Origin of the sequence: Streptomyces sp. NPDC002588, assembly GCF_040295925.1 — a bacterium.
In the GTDB taxonomy this organism is placed as follows: Bacteria; Actinomycetota; Actinomycetes; order Streptomycetales; family Streptomycetaceae; genus Streptomyces.
The window spans coordinates 23841-47197 of record NZ_JBEOWF010000041.1 but is presented as its reverse complement, the minus strand read 5'-3'; the positions used below and the strand labels follow the sequence as shown (position 1 = coordinate 47197).

Here is a 23357-nt window from a genome sequence, read left to right as displayed (position 1 = left end):
TGACGACACTGCTCTCATGACGAACACCGTTTCCGCACCCGCTCCCTTCGGCCGTGCCCTCTGCGCGATGATCACGCCCTTCACCGCGACGGGCACGCTCGACCTGGACGGGGCCCAGCGGCTCGCCGCGCGACTGGTGGGGCTCGGCTGCGACGGGCTGGTGCTGTCCGGGACGACGGGCGAGTCGCCGACCACCTCGGACACCGAGAAGGCGGAGCTGATCGCGGCGGTGCGGGAGGCCGTCGGCGACCGTGCCTCCGTCGTCGCCGGCGTCGGCACCTTCGACACCCGGCACACCGTCGAACTCGCCCGGTCCGCGGAGAAGGCCGGCGCGGACGGGGTGCTCGTCGTCAGCCCGTACTACAGCCGGCCACCGCAGGACGCCCTGGAGGCGCACTTCCTGGAGGTCGCCGACGCGTCCGGGCTGCCGGTCATGCTCTACGACATCCCCGGCCGCACCGGAACGCGGATCGAGCCGGAGACCGTCCTGCGGCTCGCCGGACATCCCAGGATCGTGGCCGTCAAGGACTGCTCCTACGACTTCCTCGGCATCCAAAAGGTGCTCGCGCGCACCGAGTTGGCGTACTACGCCGGCTGCGACGAGCACAACCTCGCCCTGTACGCGGTGGGCGGCGCGGGCTATGTCAGCACGGTCGCGAACGTCGTACCGGCGGAACTCCGCGCCGTCCTGGACGCGTTCGAGGCGGGCGACACCCCCGTGTCCGCCCGCCTCCAGCAACGCGCCACGCCGCTCATCGAGTTGATGATGGCGGCGGGCCTGCCCGGCGCCGTCACCGCCAAGGCGCTCCTCGACGCGCTCGGTCTGCCCGCGGGCCCGGTCCGCGCACCGCTGCGTCCCGCCGGCCGGGAGGCGACGGAGGGGCTGCTGGCGGCGTACGAGTCGCTCACCGCCGGCTGATCAGCGGCGCGCGAAGACGGGCTGCCACATCTCCCGGCCGTTCCCGGTGTTCTCGGCGCGGACGCCGCTCAGCGGTACGGCCTTGTCGCTGCCGATCGTGACCAGCACGAGCCGGGGCCGGTACTCCTCCTCCAGGCTCGTGACCCGCTCCCAGGCGATGAGCCGCTTGTCGTCGACCCAGGCGACCAGGTCGGCGCCGCGGACCTTGGTGATCTCCTTGCCCGTACGAGGATCACGGATCGAGGAGTACGACCTGCCGGGGTCGCCGCCGACCTCCTTGGTCAGGCCGAGGGCGGCGAGCCTGCCGTTCGGGGACAGTCGCGCGGAGACGTCCGAGCGCAGGTATTTCTCGTTCGCGGGCGCGGCGGCCTTGTCGCCGTGGAGGTCGTAGAACTGCTGCAGACCGTCCTTGCCTCCGATCGTCTGCGCGTACACCCGGTCGCCCGCGCGGCTGAACGAGAAGTCCTGGCGGGCGTTGATGCTGCGGTCAGGTGCGACCGCGCTCCAGGAGGCCTGGCCGGAGGCCACGTCGAGGTCGTAGAAGCCGGACCGGCTCGACCGGCCGAACGTGGATCCCCACGTCCAGTCCTCCTGGCCGTCGGGCTTGATCAGCTTCTCCTTGATCCGCAGATCGGGGTTCTCGTCGTACGTCGTCGCGACGAGCCTGCCGCCGTCGTACGAGAACGCCAGTCCGCCGACCCCGTGCCCGACCGGGATCCACTGCTCGACCTCCCCCGTCGCGAGGTCGAGCAGGCCGATCCGGCGCGCGGGCAGGTTCCGCTCCAGCACGGCGGCGGTCTTCAGGCCGGGGGCGACGGTGACGAAGGACCAGCGGGTGTCCTTCGTGTACTTCCCGGTCTTCGGGTCGAGCAGCCAGTAGGTGCGCGCCGAGACGGCCCGCTTGTCGGTCTGCGGCCGGATCTCCGCCGTGTAGTACGCGGCCAGCACCGCGTCCCCGGCCCCGATCAGGTCGCGCGGCGGCGACTGGCCCGGGTGGGCGTGGATGCCGTCCTGGTCCAGGACGTTCGCGGGACGCACGTCTTCCTTCCCGGAGTCCAGCAGCGGCACGGCCGCTCCGACGGCGACCACGGCAGCGGCGGCCGCGGCGACGGAGACGAGCCGGCGGGTGCGGCTGCGCCGGCGGACGGCCAGCACGCGGTCGGCGAAGCCCACTCCCGTCACCGGCTGTTCGGCGGCCAGTTCCCGCAGGGAGTCGCGCACCAGGTCCTCGACGTTCACGGGCGTACCTCCACGGGCGAGAAGTCGCGCGACGGCGGATTCCGCTCGGCACCGGCGGAGCCGAGAGCGGTCAGTTCGGGCGCGAGGGCCCGCAGCCGGGCCAGGGAGCGGTGGGTGGTGGACCGTACGGTGCCCACGGAGCAGCCCAGGAGGCGGGCCACGTCGGCCTCCGGCAGGTCCTCGAAGTAGCGCAGCACGAGAACGGTGCGCTGGCGGGCGGTCAGCCGGGACAGGGCCGCACGCATCACCACGCGCAGTTCGGCGGCCGACGAGGAGTCCTGGTCCGCCGCCGGTTCCGGCGGCTCGGCGACGCTCATCTCGCGTCTGCGCCACTTCAGCCGCCAGCGGCTGATCTGCTGCCGGTACAGCACCTGCCGTACGTACGCCTCGGGTTCGTCGATGCGGTGCCACCTGCCCGCGGCCTTGGCCAGGGCGTTCTGGAGCAGGTCCTCGCCGGCATGCCGGTCGCCGCCGCTGAGCAGCACGGCGGTCCTCAGCAGCGCGGACGACCTGTTGTCCACGAAATCTCGGAAACTCTCCAGGTCCTCGGCATCCATCGTCACCTTCTCATCCCCCGGGAGCGGACCCGCTGCCCGCCCCCCGTACCCCTTCTGACGCCTGCGGCACGGCGCCGCTATGCCCGCGTGGTCCGGGGAATTTTCCGGGGCCGTCGCCGGTGCGCCGTCCCGGGACGGGCGACATGAACGCCCTCCCACGGGCCGTCTCCGGGCCGTGGAAGGGCGCTCGATGGTGACCGGCGTCGACAGCAGACGAAAGCCGGCGCCGGCCGACCACAGTCGACGACGGCTCCGCAGCAGGTCAGGATGTCGATCGAGGTGGCGGCCGCGGGTCACGGCCGCCGGTGGTCAGTTGTGGCTGTGCAGGATCTCGTTCAGGCCGCCCCACACCGCGTTGTTCGGGCGGGCCTCCACGGTGCCGGTGACCGAGTTGCGGCGGAAGAGGATGTTGGAGGCGCCGGAGAGTTCGCGGGCCTTGACGATCTGGCCGTCGGGCATCGTGACGCGGGTGCCGGCGGTGACGTAGAGGCCGGCCTCGACCACGCACTCGTCGCCCAGCGCGATGCCCACGCCCGCCTCGGCGCCGATGAGGCAGCGCTCGCCGATGGAGATGATGACGTTGCCGCCGCCGGAGAGCGTGCCCATCGTGGAGGCGCCGCCGCCGATGTCCGAACCGTCTCCGATGATCACGCCGGCCGAGATGCGGCCCTCGACCATCGAGGTGCCGAGCGTGCCGGCGTTGAAGTTGACGAAGCCCTCGTGCATGACGGTGGTGCCCTCGGCGAGGTGCGCGCCGAGGCGGACCCGGTCGGCGTCGGCGATGCGGACGCCCTTGGGGGCGACGTAGTCCGTCATGCGGGGGAACTTGTCGATGGACGTCACCTGGAGGTGCAGGCCCTCGGCGCGGGCGTTCAGGCGGACCTTCTCGACGTCGTCGACGGCGACCGGGCCGAGGGAGGTCCAGGCGACGTTGGCGAGGTGGCCGAAGACGCCGTCCAGGCTCTGGCCGTGCGGCTTGACCAGGCGGTGGGAGAGGAGGTGGAGGCGGAGGTAGACGTCGTGGGCGTCGAGCGGCTTGGCGTCGAGCGAGGCGATGACCGTGCGGACCGCTACGACGTCGACGCCTCGCCGGGGGTCCGGCCCGATCGCCTTGGCGGCGCCCTCGCCGAGCTGGGCCACGGCCTGCTCGGCGGTCAGGCGCTCGCTGCCGGAGGGACCGGGCTCTTCGGCGAGCTCGGGGGCGGGGAACCAGGTGTCGAGAATCGTGCCGTCGGCGGCGATCGTGGCGAGGCCGGCGGCCACGGCGCCGGTGGTGCGCGGAGCAGTCGTGTCGGTCATGGGGGAAACCTAACCGGATGGGGGGTTCGCAGGCCAACCAGCGGAGCGGCGTCTCAGGTGCCGGGCGCCAGGGGAAGTACGCGGGTCGGATCCGGGGCGATTCCTGCGCGGTTCGGGGACGGCGCCGGTGGGCGGCAGGTGCCGTGGCCGGGGCCGTGGCGGTGCGGCGAGCCCGTCGCGGTTGAGCACCGCTTGCCGGTCGGCACCTGTGGCCCTGTGCCGGACCGACGGACCGGCCCTGCGGTCCGCTTCGTGTGCGGGGTGCGGGCGACCGGCGTTCAGGCGTCCACGGCCGCCCGCTTTCCCCGCGTTCCCCCCGTTCCCCGCGGTTCCTCGTGGTCGGCCAGCAGCTCGTCGAGGACGTGCAGAGCGCGCCAGGTCCGGGTCATTCCGAATGTCGCGGTGGCGCGGACGGCGGCGCGCACCTCGTCGGGCGTCACTCCCGCACCCAGCGCGCGGCCGACGTGGGCGCGGAAGCTCTCCTGGAGGGTTTGGTAGAGGACGTCCACCGTCATGGTGGCGAACGCCCGCTCTCGGACGCTGATCCGGGACATGCCGGCGCGGATCCGCGACTGCAGGTCCATGTAGTCGGCGAAGCGCGGGTCGAGGGCACGCACCTCGGCGCGCATCGCGGCGGGGAGGGGGCTGCCCGTGCCGTCCGCGTTCACGTGGTGGCCCTGGCCGGTCGGCCCGGGCAGGCCATGCTCGCGCTCGATCTCGGCCAGCCGCGCCAGGGCGGCCAGCGCCGCCGGGTAGCCGCTGTCGTAGGAGATGAAGCGGAGCAGCTCACGCAGGTCGTCGGCGTCCAGGCCGTTGTCCAGGGCGGCCCGCACGTGCATTTCGAAGGGCATGCCGAGGACCTGCTCACAGACGTCGGCCACGAGGTTGAGCAGGATCCGCTCACGCTGCGTCAGCGTGGCTCCGGTTCCGGCGAGTTGGAAGCTTGCGGCGGCCATCTCCGCGAACGCGGGGTCCAGTTCTCTGACCGTGGTGCGGGTCGGCAGCGTCATGACGACTCCTCTGAGTGGACGACTGTAGGGCTACGACTGTAAGGCTACGAGCGTAGCCCTACAGTCCGTCCAATACAATGCCGGACCATGGACGCGACCACCCCGGGCCGGAAGCCCGCCCGTACCGCGCCGCGCGGCCGCAACCCGCGCGGCCAGGGCGAGCGGCTGCGCGCCGAGATCGTCGACGCGGCACTCCGGCTGCTGGACGAACTCGCCGACGACCAGGCGCTGTCGCTGCGCGCGGTCGCCCGCGAGGTGGGCATCGCCGCGACCTCCGTCTACATCCACTTCGCCGACCGTGACGCACTGGTGCTGGCCGCGCTGGAGCACTGCCACGCGGGCCTGCTGCGCGCGGTGGACGACGCGGAGTCGGGCGCCGCCGATCCCGTGGCCGCGTTGCGGGCCCGCACGGCGCTGCTCGGCACGTGGTCCCGCGAGCACCCGGGGCTCTACAAAGTGCTGCACGAGAGCACGCTCAACCGGCGCTCGGACATGTCCTTCAAGGACGACATGTCCGAGCGCACGACCGCGGCGATCCGGCGGTGCATGGACGCCGGGCTGGTGCCACACGGTGACGCGGAGACCGTCTCCCTGGACCTGCGCACGGCCGTCCACGGCGCGGTCTCCCTGCGCGTCAACCAACCCGAGCTGCCCTGGCCCGCGCTGGAGGAACAGGTGGACCGCTTCCTGACGAAGCTGGTCGGCGTCCCGCCCGCGCAACGGTGACGCCGGCACCGCGGACCGTCGCCGTCGGATGCGGAGCCGACGCCGGTCGGGGCGTCGGGTCCGCCCGCCTCCGCCGCGCTCAGTGCGATGCGGGCGGGGGCGGGGGAACGAGGCGGGCCAGCATTTCCCGGGCGTGGTCCTCGTCGTACGGGGTGTCCGTGAGGAGTACCTGGAGGCAGATGCCGTCCAGCAGGGCCACCAGGGCGCGGGCCGTGACCGGGTCGGTGCGGGGGGTCAGGAGGGCGGCCAGGTCGTCGGCCCATTCCGCGGCCACCGGACGCAGTGCCGGGCGGCGCAGGGCGGCGAGGTAGAGCTCGTATTCGAGTTCCACGCCGGTGCGGTCGCCGGCCAGCCATTCGCCGAGCCGGCCGGCCAGTTCGGCGGGCAGGTCGGTACGGGGGTCGGACAGGGCGCCGCGGTCCGCGATCACCTTGGCGAAGCCCTCGTTGGCCTGGCGCAGGGCGGCCGTCATCAGGTCGTCGAGAGTGGTGAAGTGGTAGGTCGTCGAGCCCAGGGGGACGTCCGCCTCGGCGGCCACCGAGCGGTGGGTGAGCCCGGCCAGTCCCTTGCGGCCGACGACCCGTATGGCCGCGTCGATGATCCGCTGGCGGCGTTCGGGGTCGTAGCGGCGGGCCATCAGTGGGCGCCGCCCAGGTTCAGGACGACCACTCCGCCCACTATCAGCACAACCCCGGCGATCTTGGTGACGGTGAGGGTCTCGCCGAAGAGGAGCAGGCCGAGGAGGGCGATCGACGCGGTGCCCACCCCGGCCCAGATCGCGTACGCCGTGCCGATGCCCACGGACTTCAGGGTCTGGGCGAGGAGGGCGAACGAGACGACATACCCGGCGGCCGTGACCAGGGTGGGCCAGAGCCTGCTGAAGCCGTCGCTGTACTTCATGGCGGTCGTCGCGGCCACCTCGGCGGCGATGGCTCCGCAGAGCGTCACGTATCCCATGTGTACGAGCGTACACAACGAAGCCCGATGATGTGTACGTGCGTACGTAACGACTGGCTCACGGTGCGGGAGCGGCGGTAACGGGGCGCCTTCATGGGAGAGTTCGTCCGTGTTCGCGGGCGGGAGTGCGAAAGCGTTATCGAAAGCGCTCGCCGAAACGGATGAACACCCGCCACGGGGTCCACTACTGTTTCACCGTTCACACACCGGGCCACCGCAGCCGCGGCAGCCGTCAGGGGCGCCGCTGGAGGAACAGCGCATGCCAGAAAACAAGTCCCGGCCGCCCCAGGATCAACCGTGGGAGAACGGCTGGGCCCCGGACACCTCCCGGGCTCCCGGAACCCGACGCCTGTGGCTCGCGGGTGCTCTCGCCGTGGCCACCGTCGTCGCGTGCGTGACGGCCATCGCCGTGAACGACCGGGACACCGACCGGAGTTCGGACGCCCGTGAAGGGCAGACGTTGTCCGACGACGAGACCGCGTCCGGGCTCATCTCCTTCGCCACACCGTCCGCGACCGGCAGCAGCAGTGCGGGGGCGGCAGGGAAGAACGCGAAGAGCGAGAGTCCCGCTCCGTCCGTCTCCGGCAGTGGGTCCGCCTCGTCCTCTCCCCAGGCGGGCAGCAAGAGCAGCCCCAAGCCGCACACTTCGGCGAAGCCGTCCTCGTCGCCTTCGAAGACCACGAAGCCGGCCGATCCCGCGCCGTCCAGCTACGAGCGGTCGGTGCAGTCGGTCAACTACCCCGACCGCTACTGGCACGTGAGCAGCGGTCTGGTGAAGCTCGACTCGCCGCGCGGCTCGGAGTCCCGGGCGGACTCCACCTACACCGTGGTGAAGGGGCTGACCGACAGCTCCTGCTTCTCGTTCAAGACGGCCGACGGCAACTACCTGCGGCACCGCAACTTCGTGCTGCGCGCCGAACGCAACGACGGCTCGGGCCTGTTCAAGCAGGACGCCACCTTCTGCGCCCGTCCCTCCTCCTACTCCGGCGCGGTCATGCTGGAGTCGGTGAACTACCCGGGCCGCTATCTGCGCCACAAGGACTTCCAGATCCGGCTCGACCCGTACCAGAACAGCGGCCTGTACCGGGCGGACTCCGCCTTCCGGTTCGTGGCCGGGCTGGGCTGAGACACACATGAAAGCGGCGGCACCCCCCACGGGGGCGCCGCCGCTTTCGTGTGCCCGAGGACCTCAGACGTTGAAGCCCAGCGCGCGCAGCTGCTCGCGGCCGTCGTCCGTGATCTTGTCGGGGCCCCACGGGGGCATCCAGACCCAGTTGATGCGCAGTTCGTTCACCAGGCCGTCGGTGGCGGACTTGGCCTGGTCCTCGATGACGTCGGTCAGCGGGCAGGCCGCAGACGTCAGGGTCATGTCGATCGTCGCGATGTTCGCGTCGTCGATGTGGATGCCGTAGATCAGCCCGAGGTTGACGACATCGATGCCCAGCTCGGGGTCCACGACGTCGTACAGCGCCTCGCGGAGTTCTTCCTCCGAGGCCGGCTTCATCTCAACGGTCTCGCTCATGCCGTCTCCCTTTCGGCGTCGGCTCCGCCCAGAGCCTGAGCCGTCGCGTCCTTCCACGCCATCCAGCTGAGGAGGGCGCACTTCACCCGGGCCGGGTACTTGGAGACACCGGCGAACGCGACCGCGTCCTCCAGCACCTCCTCCATCGCGTCGTCCGGCTCGATCCTGCCCTTGGACTGCATCAGCTCCAGGAAGGTCTCCTGGATCTTCTGCGCGTCCGACAGGTCCTTGCCGACCAGCAGTTCGTTGAGGACGGACGCGCTGGCCTGGCTGATGGAACAGCCCTGGCCCTCGTAGGAGACGTCCTCGATCCTCGTGCCGTCGTACTTCACCCGCAGGGTGATCTCGTCGCCGCAGGTGGGGTTGACGTGGTGCACCTCGGCGTCGCCGTCCCGCAGACCACGCCCGTGCGGGTGCTTGTAGTGGTCCAGGATGACTTCCTGGTACATCGAGTCCAGCTTCACGGTCTCAGCTCACGCCCTTCAGCCGAAGAAGTTCCGTACGTGCTCCAGACCGTCGACCAGAGCGTCGATCTCGGCCGGCGTGGAGTACAGATAGAACGACGCCCGGGTGGTCGCGGGAATTCCGTAGCGCAGGCAGACGGGTCGGGCGCAGTGGTGACCCACCCGGACCGCGATGCCCTGCTCGTCGAGGACCTGGCCCACGTCGTGCGGGTGGATGTCACCGAGGGTGAAGGAGATCGCGGCCCCGCGGTCCTCGGCCGTGGTCGGGCCGATGATCCGCAGGTCCGGGACCTCGCCCAGCCGCTTGACGGCGTACTCGGTCAGCGCGTGCTCATGGGCGAGGATCCGGTCCATGCCGATCGCGTTGAGGTAGTCGATCGCCGCGCCGAGGCCGACCGCCTGGGCGATCGGCGGGGTGCCCGCCTCGAACTTGTGGGGGGCGGGCGCGTAGGTCGAGGAGTGCATCGACACCGTCTCGATCATCTCGCCGCCGCCCAGGAACGGGGGCAGGTCCTCCAGGAGTTCCTGGCGGCCCCACAGGACACCGATGCCGGTCGGGCCGCACATCTTGTGGCCGGTGAAGGCCACGAAGTCGGCCTGGAGGGCCTGGACGTCCAGCGGCATGTGGGGGGCGGCCTGCGAAGCGTCGATGCAGACCAGGGCGCCCACCTCCTGGGCGCGGCGCACTATCGCCTCGACCGGGTTGACCGTGCCCAGGATGTTCGAGACCAGCACGAAGGAGACGATCTTCGTCTTCTCGGTGATGACCTCGTTGATGTCGGAGAGGTCCAGACGGCCGTCGTCGGTCAGACCGAACCACTTCAGTTTCGCGCCCGTGCGCTGCGCGAGCAGCTGCCACGGCACGATGTTGGAGTGGTGCTCCATCTCCGTGATGACGATCTCGGTCTCGTGGTCCACGCGGTAGGGCTCGTCCGCCCAGCCGAGCATGTTCGCCACGAGGTTGAGCGACTCGGAGGCGTTCTTGGTGAAGATCACCTCGTCGCGGCTGGGCGCGTTGACGAACTCCGCGACCTTGTCGCGCGCGCCCTCGTACAGCGCCGTGGCCTCCTCGGCGAGCACATGCACACCGCGGTGGACGTTGGCGTTGTAGCGCTCGTAGTACTCGCTCAGGGCGTCCAGCACCTGGCGCGGCTTCTGCGAGGTCGCCGCGTTGTCCAGGTACACGAGCTTCTGACCGTCGTGGACCTGGCGGTCCAGGATCGGGAAGTCCTTGCGGAGCGCCTCGGTGTCGAGGAGGCCCGGCAGCTGTGTCACGCGGATGCGCCACCCTTCACGTATGCCTCGTAGCCCTCGTTCTCCAGCTTGTCCGCGAGTTCGGGGCCACCGGACTCGGCGATCCGCCCATCGGCGAAGACATGGACGTGGTCGGGCTTGATGTAGCGCAGGATGCGCGTGTAGTGCGTGATCAGCAGGGTGCCGACCTCGCCGGTCTCGCGGACGCGGTTGACGCCCTCGGAGACGATGCGAAGAGCGTCGACGTCGAGGCCGGAGTCGGTCTCGTCGAGGATCGCGATCTTCGGCTTGAGCAGCTCGAGCTGGAGGATCTCGTGGCGCTTCTTCTCACCGCCGGAGAAGCCCTCGTTGACGTTGCGCTCGGCGAAGGACGGGTCCATGTTGAGGCGCTCCATGGTCTCCTTGACCTCCTTCACCCAGGTGCGCAGCTTGGGGGCCTCGCCGCGGATGGCGGTGGCGGAGGTGCGCAGGAAGTTGGAGACCGAGACGCCGGGGACCTCGACCGGGTACTGCATGGCCAGGAAGAGGCCGGCGCGGGCGCGCTCGTCGACGGACATCCCGAGGACGTCCTCGCCGTCGAGCAGCACGGTGCCCTCGGTGATCGTGTACTTCGGGTGACCCGCGAGGGAGTAGGCGAGGGTCGACTTGCCGGAGCCGTTGGGGCCCATGATGGCGTGCGTCTCGCCCTGCTTCACGGTCAGGTCGACGCCCTTGAGGATCTCCTTCGTGGCGTTGTCGGCCTCGACGGTGACGTGCAGGTCTCGGATTTCAAGCGTTGCCATGGGTGCCTCAGGACTCCTGGGTGAGGGAGACGAGCACGTCGTCCCCTTCGATCTTTACGGGGTATACGGGGACGGGGCGCGTCGCGGGAAGGCCGGACGGCTTGCCGGTGCGGAGGTCGAAGCTGGAGCCGTGCAGCCAGCACTCGATCTGGCAGTCCTCCACCTCGCCCTCGGAGAGCGAGACGTTGGCGTGGGAGCAGATGTCGTGGATGGCGAACACCTCCCCGGCGGTCTGCACGACCGAGACCGGCGTGCCGTCGAGTTCCACCCTTTTCGGGGTGTCCTCCTCCAGCTCGCTCAGCCCGCAGGCGCGTACGAAGCCGGCCATCAGACCGTGGCCTCGAGCTCGGTCTCGATCTTGCCGAGCAGGCGCTCCTCGATGTCCGGGACACCGATCTGCTGGACCAGTTCGGCGAAGAAGCCGCGGACCACCAGGCGGCGGGCCTCGTCGGCCGGGATGCCGCGGGCCATCAGGTAGAAGAGCTGCTCGTCGTCGAAGCGGCCGGTGGCGGAGGCGTGGCCGGCGCCGACGATCTCACCGGTCTCGATCTCCAGGTTGGGCACCGAGTCGACGCGCGCGCCGTCCGTGAGGACGAGGTTGCGGTTCATCTCGTAGGTGTCGGTGCCCTCGGCCTTGGCCTCGATGAGCACGTCACCGATCCACACGGCGTGCGCGTCGTCGCCCTGGAGCGCGCCCTTGTAGACGACGTTGGACTTGCAGTGCGGGACGTTGTGGTCGACCAGCAGGCGGTGCTCCTGGTGCTGGCCGGCGTCGGTGAAGTACAGGCCGAACAGCTCGGCCTCGCCGCCGGTGCCCGCGTAGGACACGCGCGGGTGAAGGCGTACGAGGTCGCCGCCGAAGGTCACGACGACCGACTTGAAGGAGGCGTCCCGGCCGATCAGGGCGTTGTGCTGGGCGACGTGGACGGCCTTGTCGTCCCAGTCCTGGACGGAGACGACGGTCAGCTTGGCACCGTCGCCCAGGACGTAGTCGACGTTGGCCGCGACGACGGCGTCACCGGTGTGGTCGATGACGACGACGGCCTCGGCGAAGGCCCCGAGCTCGATCACCTGGTGGGCGAAGGAGGTGCCGCCCTCGCCGTGCACCGCGATCCGGACCGGCTCGGTGAGGACCGTCTCCTTGGGGACGGTGATCACGCCGGCCTTCTCGAAGGCGGAGTAGGCCTGGGCGGTGACGCGGTCGGCCGGGACGCCCGCCCTGCCGATCCGGGCGTCGTCACGGCCGACGAGCTCGACGGTGACGCCCTCGGGGGCCTCCACGGTGACCTTCACTCCGTCGCCGGTCGCGGTGGCGGTGCCGTCGTGCAGCCCGCGCAGGCGCTCCAGCGGGGTGAACCGCCACTCCTCCTCGCGGCCGTGCGGGACCGGGAAGTCCGCCACGTCGTAGGACGGGGGCGCGCTCATGCGCGTGGCGACGGTCGACTCGGCGGCGACCGCGATCGCGCCCGCGGTGGTCGACCCCGCGGGTGGGGGTCCCCCCGCCCGAACGGAGTTGAGGGTGGGGGAGTTCTGAGCCTCAGCCATGGCTGTCGGTTTGCTCTCTTCCTACGTCAGAAATCTGCTGCTGCTTCTCGTGAGGGCGGTCAGCCGACCGCGCCTTCCATCTGCAGCTCGATCAGCCGGTTGAGCTCCAGCGCGTACTCCATCGGCAGCTCCTTCGCGATGGGCTCGACGAAGCCGCGCACGATCATCGCCATCGCCTCGAACTCGCTCATACCGCGGCTCATCAGGTAGAAGAGCTGGTCCTCGGAGACCTTGGAGACGGTCGCCTCGTGGCCCATGGACACGTCGTCCTCGCGGACGTCCACGTAGGGGTACGTGTCGGAGCGGGAGATGGTGTCGACGAGCAGCGCGTCGCACAGCACGTTGGACTTGGAGCCGTGGGCGCCCTCGCCGATCTCGACGAGACCGCGGTAGGAGGTACGGCCGCCGCCGCGCGCCACCGACTTGGAGACGATGTTGGAGGAGGTGTTCGGCGCCATGTGGACCATCTTGGAGCCGGCGTCCTGGTGCTGGCCCTCGCCCGCGAAGGCGATGGAGAGGGTCTCGCCCTTGGCGTGCTCGCCCATCAGGTAGACGGCCGGGTACTTCATCGTCACCTTGGAGCCGATGTTGCCGTCGATCCACTCCATGGTCGCGCCCTCGTAGGCGACGGCGCGCTTGGTGACCAGGTTGTAGACGTTGTTCGACCAGTTCTGGATGGTCGTGTAGCGGCAGCGGGCGTTCTTCTTGACGATGATCTCGACGACCGCGCTGTGCAGGGAGTCGCTCTTGTAGATCGGGGCGGTGCACCCCTCGACGTAGTGCACGTAGGCGCCCTCGTCGACGATGATCAGGGTCCGCTCGAACTGGCCCATGTTCTCCGTGTTGATCCGGAAGTAGGCCTGGAGCGGGATCTCGACGTGCACGCCCTTGGGGACGTAGATGAAGGAGCCGCCCGACCACACGGCGGTGTTCAGGGCCGCGAACTTGTTGTCACCGGCGGGGATGACGGTCCCGAAGTACTCCTTGAAGAGCTCCGGGTGCTCCTTCAGCGCGGTGTCGGTGTCGAGGAAGATGACGCCCTGCTCCTCCAGGTCCTCGCGGATCTGGTGGTAGACGACCTCCGACTCGTACTGGGCCGCGACGCCCGCGACGAGGCGCTGCTTCTCCGCCTCCGGGATGCCGAGCTTGTCGTAGGTGTTCTTGATGTCCTCGGGCAGGTCCTCCCAGGACTCCGCCTGCTTCTCCGTGGAGCGCACGAAGTACTTGATGTTGTCGAAGTCGATGCCGGAGAGGTCGGAGCCCCAGTTCGGCATGGGCTTCTTCGAGAACAGCTTCAGGCCCTTGAGACGGAGCTTGGTCATCCACTCCGGCTCGGACTTCTTCGAGGAGATGTCGGTGACGACGTCCTCGTTGATGCCGCGCCGCGCAGAGGCACCGGCGGTGTCGGAGTCGGCCCAGCCGTATTCGTACTTACCCAGGCCCTCGAGTTCGGGGTGGGCAGTCTCCGTGGGGAGAGTCATGCGGGGTTCCTCCCGGCCGTGCTTGCAGATGCGTTGTGGGTGGTTGTGGAAACTTTGGGGATGAACGTCGTGCAGACGCCGTCACCGTGCGCGATGGTCGCCAGTCGCTGGACGTGGGTTCCGAGCAGCTGGGAGAAGATCTCGGTCTCCGCCTCACAGAGCTGCGGGAACTTCTCCGCGACGTGGGCGACGGGGCAGTGGTGCTGGCAGAGCTGTTCGCCGACCGGTGCGCTACGCGCCGTAGCAGCGTACCCGTCCACGCTCAGGGCCTTGGCCAGGGCTTCCGTCCGCTCTTCGGGGGCGGCGGCCTCGATCGCCTCGCGGTACGCGGCGGCCTGTTCGGCGATCCGCGCGCGTGCGAAGGCGACGACGGCCTCGTCCCCGCCGAAGCGCTCCTGGATCCAGCGCAGGGCGTCGGCGGCGAGCGCGTCGTAGGACTGGTCGAAGGCGTCCCGGCCGCAGTCGGTGAGGGCGAAGACCTTCGCGGGGCGACCGCGGGTCCGCGCTCCGTACACCCGCTGCTCGCGGGCCTCCACGACGTCGTCGGCGACCAGCGCGTCGAGGTGGCGGCGGACGGCGGCGGGGGTGAGCCCCAGCCGTCCGGCCAGCTCGGTGACGGTGGAGGGCCCGTGGTCCAGGATGGACCGCGCGACCCGGTTGCGGGTGGACCGGTCCGAACGCAACCCAGCCGCGAGCTCCTCCTGAGGGGCCCCCGTGGGGGTCTCCCGAGCCTCGCCGACGTTTTTCACAACGCCATTGTTGCGTAATTCCTTCGAGGCAGGCAAGCCGCGCCCGGAGCGACCGGCGGTGCCCTGCGTCACTTAGGCATACCTAATCCGACCTGCGCAAACGATCTTTGATCGATCAGCGGGCCGCGAACGGGCCGCTTAATTCACTGGCCCCGGACTCCCTGTGCGAGGACACTGCCGAACCATGCCCACACCCCCTCCCACCGGCCCACTTGTCACCCGCGAGACCCTCACGGCCCAGCTGCGCGCCCTGGGCGTCGAACCAGGAGAAATCCTCCTGGTCCATTCGTCCATGCGGGCACTCGGCTGGGTCTGCGGAGGCGCCGTGGCGGTCGTCCGGGGACTTCTGGACGCGATCGGCCCGGACGGCACACTCGTGGTCCCCACCCAGACCGGCGACCTGTCCGACCCCGCGGAGTGGCGCCGTCCTCCCGTGCCGGAGGAGTGGTGGGAGACGATCCGCGTCACCATGCCCGCGTACGACCCCCTCGTCACCCCCTCCCGAGGGACGGGCGTGATACCGGAGACCCTGCGCACCTGGCCCGGCGCCCTGCGCAGCGCGCACCCGCAGACCTCGTTCGCGGCGCTCGGACCACGGGCGGCCGAGATCGTCGACGGGCACGCGCCCGACTGCCGGCTGGGCGAGCGCAGTCCGCTCGCCCGACTGGAGAGGCTGGGCGCGCGGGTGCTGCTCCTCGGCGCGGGATACGGCACCTGCACCAGCTTCCACCTGGCCGAGTACCGGATCCCGGCCCCGCTGGTGGAGATCGGCAGGCCCGGGGCCGCCGGCTGGGAGGTGGTGACCGAGGTGTCGATCGACTCCGACCGGTTCGACGAGCTCGGCTACGACTTCGAGCGGGACAGGACCGTCGTACGGGGCAAGGTGGGCGCGGCCGACGTACGGCTGTTTCCGGTCGCGGACGCCGTCGCCTACGCCGAGCGGTGGCTGGCCGTGCACCGGCCCCGCGAGGAGTAGGACCGACGGGTGTGGCCGGTTCCCGTACCCTCCCCCACTCTCGGCTCCGCTCGAGCGGGGGGACCCCCACGTCCGAGCCCGCACCGGCGAACCTAGACTCTGGACCCATGCGAACTGAGCCTGTCGTCCGGGTCCAGGCCCTGGTGAAGCGGTACGGGACGAAGACCGCGGTGGACGGCCTCGATCTGACGGCCCGGCCGGGCGTCACCGCCGTACTCGGCCCCAACGGCGCCGGGAAGACGACGACGATCGAGACCTGCGAGGGATACCGCAGACCGGACTCCGGCGAGGTGCGCGTGCTGGGGCTCGACCCGGTGCGGCAGGCCTCCGGGCTGCGGCCCCGGATCGGGGTGATGCTGCAGTCCGGGGGCGTGTACTCGGGCGCGCGGGCCGACGAGATGCTGCGGCACGTGGCCAAGCTGCACGCCCACCCGCTGGACGTGGACGCGCTGATCGAACGGCTCGGCCTCGGCTCCTGCGGCCGCACCACGTACCGGCGGCTGTCCGGCGGCCAGCAGCAGCGCCTCGCGCTGGCGATGGCGGTCGTGGGCCGCCCGGAGCTGGTGTTCCTGGACGAGCCCACCGCCGGCCTGGACCCGCAGGCCCGCCGCGCCACCTGGGACCTGGTCCGGGACCTGCGCGCGGACGGCGTCTCGGTCATCCTCACCACCCACTACATGGACGAGGCCGAGCAGCTCGCCGACGACGTGGCGATCATCGACGCGGGCCGGGCCATCGCCCAGGGCTCCCCGGAGGAGCTGTGCCGCGGCGGCGCCGAGAACACCCTGCGGTTCACCGGCCGGCCCGGCCTCGACGTCGCGTCCCTGCTCAAGGCCCTGCCCGCGGACTCCTCCGCGGCCGAACTGACCCCGGGCTCCTACCGGGTGATGGGCAAGATCGACCCCCAGCTGCTGGCGACGGTGACGTCGTGGTGCGCGCAGCACGGCGTGATGCCGGACCGCATCTCGGTGGAACGGCACACCCTGGAGGACGTCTTCCTCGAACTGACCGGCAAGGAGCTGCGTTCGTGACCGCCACCGGCCTCTACTCCCCCGAGCCGGGGGCGGCGCCCCTCCCCCGCATGATCGCGGCCCAGGCGGCGCTGGAGACGAAGATGCTCCTGCGCAACGGTGAGCAGCTGCTGCTCACCGTGGTGATCCCGACGCTGCTGCTGGTCCTGTTCAGCGGCGTGGACATCATCGACACCGGGGCGGGCGAGGCGGTGGACTTCCTCACCCCCGGCGTCCTCGCGCTCGCGGTCATGTCCACGGCCTTCACCGGCCAGGCCATCGCGACGGGCTTCGAGCGCCGCTACGGCGTCCTGAAGCGGCTCGCCTCCTCCCCCCTCCCCCGCTGGGGCCTGATGACCGCGAAGACGGCGTCGGTGCTGGTCACGGAGGTCCTGCAGGTGATCCTCCTCACGGTGATCGCCTTCGCGCTGGGCTGGGACCCGCACGGAAACCCGCTCGCCGTCCTGCTCCTGCTGATCCTCGGCACCGCCGCCTTCTCCGGCCTCGGCCTGCTGATGGCGGGCACCCTGAAGGCGGAGGCGACCCTGGCCGCCGCCAACCTGGTCTTCCTGCTGCTGCTCGTGGGCGGCGGGGTCATCGTCCCGCTGGACAAGTTCCCGTCCGGTGTCCAGGACGTCCTGGGGCTGCTGCCGATCTCGGCGCTGTCGGACGGACTGCGGGACGTGCTCCAGCACGGGGCCGGGACACCGTGGGGTGACCTGGGGATTCTCACGGTGTGGGCGGTCGCCGCGCTGGCGGCGGCAGGCCGGTTCTTCCGCTGGGAATGAGCCCGTGAGCGACCCTCGTGAAAGCGTGCACAAGCGGCGGCCTACGATGGTGGGCGTGCCGAACGTGACCCGCGCCGACGCCTTGGCGGCCCTGCGCAACCCCCTCGCCTTCATCGCCACCCGCTGGACCCCCCGACCCCGGACGGTCCGGCGGGCGGCGCTCGCCGCGCTCGTGATGTCGGTGGTCATCGTGGTCACCGGCGGCGCCGTGCGGCTGACCGGCTCCGGCCTCGGCTGCCCGACCTGGCCCAAGTGCACCGACGACTCGCTCACCGCGACCGGCGCGATGGGCTTCCACGGCGCCATCGAGTTCGGCAACCGCATGCTGACGTACGTGCTGTGCGCGGCGGTCGGCTGGGCGATCATCGCCGCGCGCTCGCAGAAGCCGTACCGCCGGAGCCTGACCCGGCTCGGCTGGGCGCAGTTCTGGATCGTGATGAGCAACGCGATCCTCGGCGGGATCGTCGTCCTCGTCGGCCTGAACCCCTACACGGTGGCCGCGCACTTCGTGGCCACATCCGCCCTGATCGCGGTCGCCACGGTGATGTGGCAGCGCACACGGGAGGGCGACGGGGAGAGCCGTCCGCTGGTCGGCGGAGCCGTCCGGCAGCTGGTGTGGTTCCTGGTCGCCGCCTCGGTGCTGCTGATCCTGGTCGGCACGGTGGTGACCGGCGCGGGCCCGCACGCGGGCGACTCCAGCGAGGTCGAGCGGATGCCCCTGGACTGGGAGACGGTCAGCAAGGTGCACGCCGTACTGGCGTGGATCGTGGTGTCGCTGACCTTCGCCCTGTGGTTCGTCCTCAAGGCGGTCGACTCCCCCAAGGACCCGCTGGACCGCACCCGGGACCTGTTCCTGGTGCTGCTCGCCCAGGGTGTCGTCGGGTACGTCCAGTACTTCACCAACCTGCCCGAGGCCCTGGTCGGCGTGCACATGCTCGGCTCGGCCCTGGTGTGGATCGCCGTGCTGCGGGTCCTGCTGGCGCTGCGCGAGCGCCCGGAGACCACGATCGAGCTGCCGGGACCGGCGGCGGAGGCCACGGTCGGCTCCCCCTCGTAGCCTCTCCCCGGCCCTTCACCCGAGCCCGTACACCCGCCGCGCGTTCCCCGCCGCCACCATCCCCGCCACCCGCTGCGCGTCCGTCAGCGACCACGCGCCCTCGGCGACCCAGGTGCCCAGCACCCGGTCCAGCGCCTCGCGGAACAGGCGCGCTCCGACGACATGCAGTTCGGGCAGGCCCTGGGCTCCGCTGGAGAACAGGATCTTGCCGAAGGGGGCCAGTTCCAGGATCTCCGCGAGGACCGTCGCGGCGCGGGCGCCGATGCGCACGAGTGCGGCGCCGGCATCGGCGTGGACATGCGGGAAGATCCCGGCCAGATGGGCGGCCTGGCGGTGGTAGGGGTAGCCGTGGAGCAGGATCAGGTCGGTGCCGAGGCCGGCCGTCGCCCGGACGAAGTCCGTCAGCAGCATCGGGTCGGTGCGGTCGATGCGCAGGCCCGGCTCACCGAGCCCGGCGTGCAGCTGGAGCGGCAGTCCCGAGGCGACGGCGATCCACAGCAGGTGCCGCAGCAGTACGGGGTCGCTCAGCTCGCCGCCGACCGGGCGGGCGGCCAGCCAGCGGCCCGCCGCTCCCCGCACCTCCCCGGGCCCCGGCGGCTGGGGCGCCAGCGCCAGGCCGTGCCGGACTCCCGCGACGGAGGTGAAGGCGACGGCGTTCGCGGCGGCGGAGTGGACCGCCTCGGCGAGGTTGGCGAGGAAGGACTCGACGGTTCCGGAGGTGTCGGCGACCTGCTCGGCGAGGAGTTCCAGACGCACGATCTCGCGCGCCTCGGCGGCTCCCGCCAGGGCCAGTTCGTCCGGTCCGGTGAGGTCGCCGGGCAGTCCGGTGTCGACGAGGTAGGTGGTGATGCCGCTGCCGCGCAACAGTCTGCGGCCCGCCTCCAGGACGCCGAGTTCCCGGCGTCTGGCGAGATAGCGGGCGGGCGGGCAGTGCGGTTCCAGGCCGAGCAGCGGCGGGCACCAGCGGCGCACCGCGAACCCGGTCTGGGTGTCGAACAGGGTCGTGCCCGGGGCCGGCGGACCCTCGGTGCGCGCCAGCTGGGCCTCGAACGTGCCGAGACCCAGCTCCGTTCTCAGGACGCCGTGGCAGTACTGGTCCACCAGGGACGGCGTTTCGATCATCGGGACTCCCGCTGACTGGACCTCGTACTCCTAAGGTCCTAACGGGTGAACCGGCTGTCAGGTAGTGCCGCAGACGGACTCAGCCGTTCTTGGGGCCGCCGAGCTGGATGCCTGCCATGCGGGTCCACTCGTACGGTCCCGTCCTCACCTTCGCCGCGAACTCGCCGTCGAAGGACTCGTGGACCGTGACCCCGGCCTTCTCGACGGCCTGCCCGGCGATCTCCACCGAGGGGGCCACGAGGTCGCCCCAGCCGCCGTCCTCGCCGACGAGCACGATCCGGGCGCCGCGTTCGCCGATGTGGGCGACCTGTGCCTCGGCGCCGCCGTGCTCCTTGGCGAAGGCGTTGATCTGCTTGGTGAGGCGGGCGGCCCTGCGCTCGGCCTTCGCGTCGACCTGCTGAGTTTCTGCCATGACCAGGATGCTACCGACGGGTAGTTCGATCGGCGACGGCCGGGGGGCGTGACGCTTACCTCAGGAAGGGGTCCACGGCGACCGCCACGAACAGCAGCGAGACATAGGTGATCGACCAGTGGAACAGCCGCATCTCCTTCAGCTTCCCGCCCGTGACCTCGGCCTTCGCACGGTTCTGCAGCGCGTGCGCCTCCCACAGCCACCAGCCGCCGGCCACCAGCGCCACCGAGGTGTAGAACCAGCCGGTGTAGCCCAGCGGGGTCAGCAGCAGCGAGACGGCGACCATCACCCAGCTGTAGAGGACGATCTGCTTGGCGACCACCTTGTTGGAGGCGACGACCGGCAGCATCGGCACGCCCACGCGCGCGTAGTCGTCCTTGACCTTCATGGAGAGCGGCCAGTAGTGCGGCGGCGTCCAGAAGAACATGACGAGGAAGAGGATGACCGGCGCCCAGGACACCGAGTCCGTCACGGCCGACCAGCCGATCAGCACCGGCATGCAGCCGGCGATGCCGCCCCACACGATGTTCTGCGAGGTGCGCCGCTTGAGGATCATCGTGTAGACGACGACGTAGAAGAGGAGCGCTCCGAGCGACAGCCAGGCGGACAGCCAGTTGACGGTCAGCCCGAACAGCAGGGTCGAACCGATCGCGAGGGTGATGCCGAAGGCGAGGCACTCGCGCGGGCTGACCATCCCGGTGACCAGCGGACGCTGCGAGGTGCGGTCCATCAGTGCGTCGATGTCCCGGTCGATGTACATGTTCAGGGCGTTGGCACCGCCCGCGGAGAGGTAGCCGCCGACGCAGGTCAGGAGCACCAGACCGAGGTCCGGGACACCCTGCTGCGCCAGGAACATCACCGGAACGGTGGTGATCAGCAGCAGCTCGATGATCCGCGGCTTGGTCAGCGCCACGAACCCCATGACCCGGGCCTTCGGCGGCCGTCGGCTCGGGCTCTGGCTCGTCCCGATCATCCCTACCGGACGGGATTCAACGGCCGTCACGCACACCCCTGACAGAGACTCCCAGCAAGCCTCCCCATGTGAATGCGGGGCGAAGGCTCGCGCGTACCACGCCACTGTAGACGTTGCCCAGACCCGGGCATTCGCGGGGGTGGGGTCGTGTTGGGCGGGGCTCGCGGAAGAGCCGTACGGCACTCTGTTGAGCACTCGTACGAGCACCTCCGTATTCACATGCTGAACAGGAGAGTTCCCGGTCGGGAGGCCGATCCCCGGCGGCCCGGGCAGTCGGGAACGACTCCTGCCATGACTCGAAAAAACGGACGTACCTACGGGGGTAGGCTCGACAACGGCCGGTGGGCGCCGCGTGCACCGGTATTCGACATGCGTGACATTTCGACATGCGTGACATGTGGAGAGGAGCCCTGACCCAGGGTGAGCACCAAGCCGACCACAACAGACCTCGAGTGGACCGAGTTGGACCAGCGGGCCGTCGACACCGCCCGCGTCCTGGCCGCCGACGCCGTACAGAAGGTCGGCAACGGCCATCCCGGTACGGCGATGAGCCTGGCGCCTGCCGCCTACACCCTCTTCCAGAAGGTGATGCGGCACGACCCGGCGGACGCCGACTGGGTGGGCCGCGACCGGTTCGTGCTGTCCGCGGGCCACTCGTCCCTGACCCTCTACACCCAGCTGTACCTGGCCGGTTTCGGCCTGGAGCTGGACGACCTGAAGTCGTTCCGCACGTGGGGTTCGAAGACGCCGGGTCACCCGGAGTACGGCCACACCACGGGCGTGGAGACGACGACCGGCCCGCTGGGCCAGGGTGTCGCCAACGCCGTCGGCATGGCGATGGCCGCCCGCTACGAGCGCGGTCTGTTCGACCCCGACACCCCGCAGGGCGAGTCGCCCTTCGACCACTTCGTGTACGTGATCGCGGGTGACGGCTGCCTCCAGGAGGGCATCTCCGCCGAGGCGTCCTCGCTGGCCGGCCACCAGAAGCTCGGCAACCTGGTCCTGCTGTGGGACGACAACCACATCTCGATCGAGGGCGACACCGAGACGGCCGTCTCCGAGGACACCGTCAAGCGGTACGAGGCCTACGGCTGGCATGTGCAGCGGATCGCCCCGAAGCCGGACGGCGACCTCGACCCGCACGCCATCTACAACGCGATCGAGGCCGCGAAGAAGGTGACGGACAAGCCGTCCTTCATCGCGATGCGCTCGATCATCGCCTGGCCCGCCCCGAACGCCCAGAACACCGAGGCCGCGCACGGCTCGGCGCTGGGTGACGACGAGGTGGCCGCGACCAAGCGCGTTCTGGGCTTCGACCCGGAGCAGTCCTTCGAGGTCGCCGACGAGGTCATCGCCCACACCCGCAAGGCCCTCGACCGGGGTGCCGACGCGAAGGCGGAGTGGGAGAAGTCCTTCCAGCTCTGGCGCGACAACAACACCGAGCGCGCCGCCGAGTTCGACCGTGTCGCCGCGGGCGAGCTGCCGGCCGGCTGGGAGGAGAAGCTCCCGGTCTTCGAGCCCGGCAAGTCCGTCGCCACCCGTGCCGCGTCCGGCAAGGTGCTCCAGGCGCTCGGCGCGGTCATTCCGGAGCTGTGGGGCGGCTCGGCCGACCTGGCAGGCTCCAACAACACCACCATCGACAAGACGTCGTCGTTCCTCCCGGCGGACAACCCGCTGACGGAGGCGAACCCCTACGGCCGCACGATCCACTTCGGCATCCGCGAACACTCCATGGCCGCGGAGATGAACGGCATCGCACTGCACGGCAACACCCGTGTCTACGGCGGCACGTTCCTGGTGTTCTCCGACTACATGCGCAACGCCGTCCGGCTCTCGGCGCTGATGCACCTGCCGGTGACGTACGTCTGGACGCACGACTCCATCGGCCTCGGCGAGGACGGCCCGACGCACCAGCCGATCGAGCACCTCGCCTCGCTGCGCGCCATCCCGGGCCTGAACGTGGTCCGCCCGGCCGACGCCAACGAGACCGTGATCGCCTGGCGCGAGATCCTCAGGCGCTACACCAAGGTCTTCGGCAAGGGCGCCCCGCACGGCCTCGCCCTCACCCGCCAGGGTGTGCCGACGTACGAGCCCGACGAGGACGCGGCACGCGGCGGTTACACGCTGTTCGACGCCTCCGGCGGGACGCCGGAGGTCATCCTCATCGCCACCGGCTCCGAGGTGCACGTCGCCGTCGAGGCCCGTGAGCGGCTCGAGGCCGACGGGGTGCCGACCCGGGTGGTGTCCATGCCGTCCGTGGAGTGGTTCGAGGAGCAGGACCAGGGGTACCGGGACAGCGTCCTGCTGCCGAACGTGAAGGCCCGCGTCGCGGTCGAGGCCGGAATCGGTCTGACCTGGCACAAGTACGTCGGCGAAGCCGGCCGCATCGTTTCCCTGGAGCACTTCGGTGCTTCGGCAGACGGCAAGGTCCTTTTCCAGGAGTACGGCTTCACTGCCGAGAACGTGGCCGCGAAGGCGCGGGAATCCCTCGCCGACGCCCGGCGCTGACGCTCAC

25 protein-coding genes are annotated in these 23357 nt (G+C 70.5%); 8 read left to right on the top strand and 17 right to left on the bottom strand.

Translation table 11 applies throughout. The annotated features are described in order from the left end of the window. Positions 1-16: 16 nt before the first annotated feature. The gene (gene dapA, locus ABT057_RS36580; RefSeq protein ID WP_352348191.1) at positions 17-919 is read left to right on the top strand and encodes a 4-hydroxy-tetrahydrodipicolinate synthase; all 903 of its coding nucleotides are present in this window, start codon (positions 17-19) and stop codon (positions 917-919) included. Here the strand turns inward: dapA and ABT057_RS36575 are convergent, their stop codons facing one another. The 4 genes from ABT057_RS36575 to ABT057_RS36560 all read right to left on the bottom strand — a co-directional run bounded on the left by ABT057_RS36575 (position 920) and on the right by ABT057_RS36560 (position 5024). Next, a complete protein-coding gene (locus ABT057_RS36575) occupies positions 920-2158 on the bottom strand; it encodes a WD40 repeat domain-containing protein (protein WP_352348190.1) in 1239 nt (412 codons plus the stop codon). Beyond that, positions 2155-2715 carry a SigE family RNA polymerase sigma factor gene (locus ABT057_RS36570; protein WP_352348189.1) on the bottom strand — a complete coding sequence of 187 codons (561 nt, stop codon included), beginning with the start codon at positions 2713-2715 and terminating at the stop codon, positions 2155-2157. Before ABT057_RS36570 ends, ABT057_RS36575 begins: the two co-directional genes overlap by 4 nt. A gap of 309 nt (positions 2716-3024) precedes the next feature. Beyond that, positions 3025-4014 carry a 2,3,4,5-tetrahydropyridine-2,6-dicarboxylate N-succinyltransferase gene (dapD, locus tag ABT057_RS36565; protein WP_352348188.1) on the bottom strand — a complete coding sequence of 330 codons (990 nt, stop codon included), beginning with the start codon at positions 4012-4014 and terminating at the stop codon, positions 3025-3027. 278 nt (positions 4015-4292) lie between these two features. After that, positions 4293-5024 carry a carboxymuconolactone decarboxylase family protein gene (locus ABT057_RS36560; RefSeq protein WP_352348187.1) on the bottom strand — a complete coding sequence of 244 codons (732 nt, stop codon included), beginning with the start codon at positions 5022-5024 and terminating at the stop codon, positions 4293-4295. An 87-nt stretch (positions 5025-5111) separates the two neighbouring features. On the opposite strand from ABT057_RS36560, the gene ABT057_RS36555 reads away from it, so the two are divergent. Next, positions 5112-5750 carry a TetR/AcrR family transcriptional regulator gene (locus tag ABT057_RS36555; protein ID WP_352348186.1) on the top strand — a complete coding sequence of 213 codons (639 nt, stop codon included), beginning with the start codon at positions 5112-5114 and terminating at the stop codon, positions 5748-5750. Between the two features lie 79 nt (positions 5751-5829). Here the strand turns inward: ABT057_RS36555 and ABT057_RS36550 are convergent, their stop codons facing one another. Together ABT057_RS36550 and ABT057_RS36545 are read right to left on the bottom strand one after the other, a co-directional pair. After that, complete coding sequence (locus ABT057_RS36550) at positions 5830-6387, bottom strand: TetR/AcrR family transcriptional regulator (RefSeq protein ID WP_352348185.1); 558 nt, start codon at positions 6385-6387, stop codon at positions 5830-5832. Continuing rightward, complete coding sequence (locus ABT057_RS36545; RefSeq protein ID WP_352348184.1) at positions 6387-6707, bottom strand: DMT family transporter; 321 nt, start codon at positions 6705-6707, stop codon at positions 6387-6389. Before ABT057_RS36545 ends, ABT057_RS36550 begins: the two co-directional genes overlap by 1 nt. Before the next feature lie 259 nt (positions 6708-6966). On the opposite strand from ABT057_RS36545, the gene ABT057_RS36540 reads away from it, so the two are divergent. Continuing rightward, positions 6967-7833, top strand: coding sequence for an AbfB domain-containing protein (locus tag ABT057_RS36540; RefSeq protein WP_352348183.1), 867 nt, complete (start codon positions 6967-6969; stop codon positions 7831-7833). 63 nt (positions 7834-7896) lie between these two features. Here ABT057_RS36540 and ABT057_RS36535 read toward each other — a convergent pair whose 3' ends face one another. From ABT057_RS36535 to ABT057_RS36500, 8 genes are read right to left on the bottom strand one after another with little or no spacing between them, the layout of a single operon-like run. Continuing rightward, complete coding sequence (locus tag ABT057_RS36535) at positions 7897-8229, bottom strand: metal-sulfur cluster assembly factor (protein WP_037743875.1); 333 nt, start codon at positions 8227-8229, stop codon at positions 7897-7899. Then, positions 8226-8693, bottom strand: a complete 468-nt coding sequence (sufU, locus tag ABT057_RS36530; RefSeq protein WP_352348182.1) for a Fe-S cluster assembly sulfur transfer protein SufU — start codon at positions 8691-8693, stop codon at positions 8226-8228. The genes ABT057_RS36535 and sufU overlap by 4 nt, the downstream gene beginning before the upstream one ends. Positions 8694-8711: 18 nt before the next feature. Then, entirely contained in the window at positions 8712-9968 is a 1257-nt protein-coding gene (locus ABT057_RS36525) for a cysteine desulfurase (protein ID WP_352348181.1), read from the bottom strand. Further along, positions 9965-10729, bottom strand: a complete 765-nt coding sequence (sufC, locus tag ABT057_RS36520; RefSeq protein WP_352348180.1) for a Fe-S cluster assembly ATPase SufC — start codon at positions 10727-10729, stop codon at positions 9965-9967. The genes ABT057_RS36525 and sufC overlap by 4 nt, the downstream gene beginning before the upstream one ends. Before the next feature lie 7 nt (positions 10730-10736). After that, positions 10737-11057, bottom strand: a complete 321-nt coding sequence (locus ABT057_RS36515) for a non-heme iron oxygenase ferredoxin subunit (RefSeq protein WP_352348179.1) — start codon at positions 11055-11057, stop codon at positions 10737-10739. Beyond that, positions 11057-12274, bottom strand: a complete 1218-nt coding sequence (sufD, locus tag ABT057_RS36510; RefSeq protein ID WP_502974026.1) for a Fe-S cluster assembly protein SufD — start codon at positions 12272-12274, stop codon at positions 11057-11059. The genes ABT057_RS36515 and sufD overlap by 1 nt, the downstream gene beginning before the upstream one ends. A 59-nt stretch (positions 12275-12333) precedes the next feature. Further along, on the bottom strand, positions 12334-13755 hold the full coding sequence (sufB, locus tag ABT057_RS36505) for a Fe-S cluster assembly protein SufB (protein WP_352348178.1): 1422 nt from the start codon (positions 13753-13755) through the stop codon (positions 12334-12336). After that, positions 13752-14504 (bottom strand): helix-turn-helix transcriptional regulator, encoded by a 753-nt coding sequence (locus ABT057_RS36500; protein ID WP_352348177.1) that lies wholly within the window; start codon positions 14502-14504, stop codon positions 13752-13754. Before ABT057_RS36500 ends, sufB begins: the two co-directional genes overlap by 4 nt. A 184-nt stretch (positions 14505-14688) precedes the next feature. Between ABT057_RS36500 and ABT057_RS36495 the strand changes: the two genes are divergently transcribed. From ABT057_RS36495 to ABT057_RS36480, 4 genes are all read left to right on the top strand, one after another. Further along, positions 14689-15480 (top strand): AAC(3) family N-acetyltransferase, encoded by a 792-nt coding sequence (locus ABT057_RS36495; RefSeq protein WP_352348176.1) that lies wholly within the window; start codon positions 14689-14691, stop codon positions 15478-15480. Positions 15481-15587: 107 nt separating this feature from the next. Continuing rightward, the gene (locus ABT057_RS36490) at positions 15588-16511 is read left to right on the top strand and encodes an ABC transporter ATP-binding protein (protein ID WP_352348175.1); all 924 of its coding nucleotides are present in this window, start codon (positions 15588-15590) and stop codon (positions 16509-16511) included. Then, complete coding sequence (locus ABT057_RS36485) at positions 16508-17278, top strand: ABC transporter permease (protein ID WP_352348174.1); 771 nt, start codon at positions 16508-16510, stop codon at positions 17276-17278. The genes ABT057_RS36490 and ABT057_RS36485 overlap by 4 nt, the downstream gene beginning before the upstream one ends. Positions 17279-17324: 46 nt before the next feature. Then, complete coding sequence (locus tag ABT057_RS36480) at positions 17325-18335, top strand: COX15/CtaA family protein (protein ID WP_352348244.1); 1011 nt, start codon at positions 17325-17327, stop codon at positions 18333-18335. Between the two features lie 15 nt (positions 18336-18350). Here ABT057_RS36480 and ABT057_RS36475 read toward each other — a convergent pair whose 3' ends face one another. The 3 genes from ABT057_RS36475 to ABT057_RS36465 all read right to left on the bottom strand — a co-directional run bounded on the left by ABT057_RS36475 (position 18351) and on the right by ABT057_RS36465 (position 20842). Continuing rightward, positions 18351-19457 carry an amidohydrolase family protein gene (locus tag ABT057_RS36475; RefSeq protein ID WP_352348173.1) on the bottom strand — a complete coding sequence of 369 codons (1107 nt, stop codon included), beginning with the start codon at positions 19455-19457 and terminating at the stop codon, positions 18351-18353. A 79-nt stretch (positions 19458-19536) separates the two neighbouring features. Next, a complete protein-coding gene (locus ABT057_RS36470; protein ID WP_352348172.1) occupies positions 19537-19869 on the bottom strand; it encodes a hypothetical protein in 333 nt (110 codons plus the stop codon). A gap of 55 nt (positions 19870-19924) precedes the next feature. Further along, positions 19925-20842: a heme o synthase gene (locus ABT057_RS36465; RefSeq protein ID WP_352348243.1), complete on the bottom strand. Its 918-nt coding sequence runs from the start codon at positions 20840-20842 to the stop codon at positions 19925-19927. Between the two features lie 420 nt (positions 20843-21262). Here ABT057_RS36465 and tkt point away from each other — a divergent pair, with 420 nt between their 5' ends. Next, a complete protein-coding gene (gene tkt, locus ABT057_RS36460) occupies positions 21263-23350 on the top strand; it encodes a transketolase (RefSeq protein WP_352348171.1) in 2088 nt (695 codons plus the stop codon). The last annotated feature ends 7 nt before the right edge of the window (positions 23351-23357 follow it).

Coding starts and splice junctions, on each gene's coding strand:
- ABT057_RS36540 (WP_352348183.1), top strand. CDS start 6,967: ATGCCAGAAAACAAGTCCCGGCCGCCCCAGGATCAACCGTGGGAGAAC.
- ABT057_RS36475 (WP_352348173.1), bottom strand. CDS start 19,457: ATGATCGAAACGCCGTCCCTGGTGGACCAGTACTGCCACGGCGTCCTG.
- ABT057_RS36535 (WP_037743875.1), bottom strand. CDS start 8,229: ATGAGCGAGACCGTTGAGATGAAGCCGGCCTCGGAGGAAGAACTCCGC.
- dapD (WP_352348188.1), bottom strand. CDS start 4,014: ATGACCGACACGACTGCTCCGCGCACCACCGGCGCCGTGGCCGCCGGC.
- ABT057_RS36555 (WP_352348186.1), top strand. CDS start 5,112: ATGGACGCGACCACCCCGGGCCGGAAGCCCGCCCGTACCGCGCCGCGC.
- sufC (WP_352348180.1), bottom strand. CDS start 10,729: ATGGCAACGCTTGAAATCCGAGACCTGCACGTCACCGTCGAGGCCGAC.
- ABT057_RS36545 (WP_352348184.1), bottom strand. CDS start 6,707: ATGGGATACGTGACGCTCTGCGGAGCCATCGCCGCCGAGGTGGCCGCG.
- ABT057_RS36480 (WP_352348244.1), top strand. CDS start 17,325: ATGGTGGGCGTGCCGAACGTGACCCGCGCCGACGCCTTGGCGGCCCTG.
- ABT057_RS36465 (WP_352348243.1), bottom strand. CDS start 20,842: ATGATCGGGACGAGCCAGAGCCCGAGCCGACGGCCGCCGAAGGCCCGG.
- ABT057_RS36470 (WP_352348172.1), bottom strand. CDS start 19,869: ATGGCAGAAACTCAGCAGGTCGACGCGAAGGCCGAGCGCAGGGCCGCC.
- ABT057_RS36570 (WP_352348189.1), bottom strand. CDS start 2,715: ATGGATGCCGAGGACCTGGAGAGTTTCCGAGATTTCGTGGACAACAGG.
- ABT057_RS36550 (WP_352348185.1), bottom strand. CDS start 6,387: ATGGCCCGCCGCTACGACCCCGAACGCCGCCAGCGGATCATCGACGCG.
- ABT057_RS36560 (WP_352348187.1), bottom strand. CDS start 5,024: ATGACGCTGCCGACCCGCACCACGGTCAGAGAACTGGACCCCGCGTTC.
- ABT057_RS36495 (WP_352348176.1), top strand. CDS start 14,689: ATGCCCACACCCCCTCCCACCGGCCCACTTGTCACCCGCGAGACCCTC.
- ABT057_RS36515 (WP_352348179.1), bottom strand. CDS start 11,057: ATGGCCGGCTTCGTACGCGCCTGCGGGCTGAGCGAGCTGGAGGAGGAC.
- dapA (WP_352348191.1), top strand. CDS start 17: ATGACGAACACCGTTTCCGCACCCGCTCCCTTCGGCCGTGCCCTCTGC.
- sufD (WP_502974026.1), bottom strand. CDS start 12,274: ATGGCTGAGGCTCAGAACTCCCCCACCCTCAACTCCGTTCGGGCGGGG.
- sufB (WP_352348178.1), bottom strand. CDS start 13,755: ATGACTCTCCCCACGGAGACTGCCCACCCCGAACTCGAGGGCCTGGGT.
- ABT057_RS36490 (WP_352348175.1), top strand. CDS start 15,588: ATGCGAACTGAGCCTGTCGTCCGGGTCCAGGCCCTGGTGAAGCGGTAC.